Origin of the sequence: Bartonella vinsonii subsp. vinsonii, from assembly GCF_902825235.1 — a bacterium.
GTDB lineage: Bacteria > Pseudomonadota > Alphaproteobacteria > Rhizobiales > Rhizobiaceae > Bartonella > Bartonella vinsonii.
This window is the reverse complement of the sequence record NZ_CADEAJ010000030.1, coordinates 1-2,503: the sequence shown is the minus strand read 5'-3', so window position 1 is coordinate 2,503 and position 2,503 is coordinate 1. Positions and strand designations below refer to the sequence as shown.

At 37.6% G+C, this 2,503-nt stretch carries 2 protein-coding genes and 2 pseudogenes; all 4 read right to left on the bottom strand.

Features of this window, described 5'->3' with window-relative positions; all coding sequences use genetic code 11:
- Nucleotides 1-284, bottom strand: a pseudogene (locus J7R12_RS08525) (hypothetical protein); the annotation flags it as partial.
- Nucleotides 285-359: 75 nt separating this feature from the next.
- Nucleotides 360-1,048: pseudogene (locus J7R12_RS08520) on the bottom strand (hypothetical protein).
- An 89-nt stretch (nt 1,049-1,137) separates the two neighbouring features.
- On the bottom strand, nt 1,138-1,647 hold the full coding sequence (locus J7R12_RS08515) for a hypothetical protein (RefSeq protein WP_126603201.1): 510 nt from the start codon (nt 1,645-1,647) through the stop codon (nt 1,138-1,140).
- A gap of 85 nt (nt 1,648-1,732) precedes the next feature.
- Entirely contained in the window at nt 1,733-2,494 is a 762-nt protein-coding gene (locus J7R12_RS08510) for a hypothetical protein (protein WP_208439059.1), read from the bottom strand.
- Nucleotides 2,495-2,503: the final 9 nt, after the last annotated feature.

Below are 2,503 nucleotides of genomic sequence, written 5' to 3'. Positions count from 1 at the left end.
CCAAAAACGCATGCCTTTCCATAAACAAAACCAGCGATAACAGAGTTATTAAAAACCTTGGCATCTTGAGAAACATGAGCAGGGTTTAAAACCAGAGCATTATCATAAACCCAGCAATTGCCATCATGAGAGAGGTTATTTTCATTTTCGATAAAACCACCCAATTGACCCGCCTTGACATCAGAAAAGTTTCTTAAAGCTTTAATGCGATAAAGGGTACGATTAGCAAAGAGACGCGTTTCATTTATAAATTCATATTTTTTAGTTACAACTGTACTAGTCATGAGAAAACCCAATCTAAATAATTGCTAAAATTTGAATGAAAGAATTTGGAAAGCAGGCGCCCCCCGCGCCGTTATTTATGCTGCTTCATTTTCAACAATTTTTACAACGTTATCGCCTTCATAAACTTCATAATTTTTGCTAACCCAACATAAATCGCTACGTCTTTTTAATCTTGCATTGCCATAGACCCTACCTCTAATCAAGAAATAACCAGAGACCCTAGCATTGCCATAAACAGAACCATGAACCTCAGTATGACACCCCACGCTAGCATTGCCATAAACCTTGCCATAAATTTTTGCTGCTCCATTAACAACGGCATTATCATAAATTTGTGCTCTTTCTTTAATACGAGCAGAACCTAATACCCTAGCATTGCCATAAACTATAGCATTATGAAAAACCCATGCTTTATTTGAAATATGAGCATTACCACAAACATGGGCATTCAAATAAATGCGGGTTTTATCACAAACATGGGCATTGCCATAAACCAAACCACCGATAGCAGCATTGTCATAAACCCTTGCGTTTTCAAAAACACGACCAGGCTTTAAAACATATGCATTATCAGCAACCCAGCAATTGCCATCATGAGAGAGATTACTCTCATCTTCGATACCCCCCCCAATTGACCGGCTTTAATATCATCAAAATCTCTTAAAGCTTTAATGCGATAAAGGGTACGATTACCAAAGACACGCGTTTCATTTGTGAGTTCATATTTTTTGGATACAATTTTAGATGCAGTTATAGTGGTCATAGGTTTTATCCCTAATTTAAATAATGATTAAATTTTAATGAAAGTTAGAGGGGGGCGCCCCCGCCGCGCCTTTCATTTACGTTGCTTTTTTACAGATGGCACATCACAAATGAAATTTCACCATAAGGAGAGAGACGCTCTGTATAAACATTTTCTCTTGTATTGCCATAAGCATTTTTAGTAACAACAGCCATGCCATAGGCACTTGCATTTTCATAAATATGAACATTACTTATGATTTTTGCACTATCAAAAACCCGCGCGTTATCATAAACATGCGCATTGGCAAAAACCTTGGCAAAATCATAAACCTTGGCATTTCCATAAACAAAGCCACCCACAGAGGCATTGCCATAAACCCTAGCGTTTTCAAAAACACGACCAGGTTTTAAAACAGTAGCATCATCACCAACCCAGCAATCACCATCATGAGAGAGGTTGCTTTCATCTTCAATAAAGCCACCAAGGTCACCAGCTTTAATATCACCAAAGTCTTTTAATGCTTTAATACGATAAAGTGTGTGATCACCCAATACACGGGTTTCATTTGTGATTTCATATTTTTTGGATACAATTTTGGATGCAGTTATAGCGGTCATAGGTTTACTCCTATTCTAAATAATTAATAAATTTTGAATGAAAGGGTTTGGAAAGCAGGCGCCCCCGCCGCGCCCGCGCGTTTATTTACGCAGCGTCTTTTATGGATTGATCATCACCACAAATATCATCACGAATTTTTATATGGCTATTAACCACGGCGTTGCCATAAATTTTTACATGATGATCGATATTTGATTTTCCATAAACCTTTGCATTATCATAAATTCTTGAGAAGCAACCAACGCGCGCCGAGCCAGAGACCTTTGCATTTCCATAGACGCTTGCATAATCCTTAATCCATGCATTGCAAAAAACATGCGCATTGTCATAAACAGAAGCATAGACATGAATACGTGATTTACCATAGATTTGTGCATTGCCATAAACATAGCCACAAACATGGGCATTATCATAGACCCTAGCATTGTCATAAATTTTTGCACCATCAGTAATAATAGCTTTATTGCAAACCACGGCATTACCAAAAACTTGCCCAGCGATTTTCGTATCATCATAGATTTTAGCATTCTCATAAATGCAAGCATCATTACCAAAAACCCATGCCTTTCCATTTATAGTAGCATTTCCATAAACCTTGGCTTGTCTAAAAACTTTAGATTCTTGATAAATTTTAGCATTCTCATAAAGCTTGGCATTCAAAAAAACCGCAGCATTGTCATAAACCCAGCAATTGCCATCATGAGAAAGGTTCTCTTCATTTTCAATAAAGCCCCCAAGGTCACCCGCCTTTACATCATCGAAATCCCTTAAAGCCCGAATGCGGTGCAAAGTAATTCCTTCAAAAGTGAAGTTTTCAGTTGTTAATTCATATTTTTTTGCAGAGATAACGGGGGT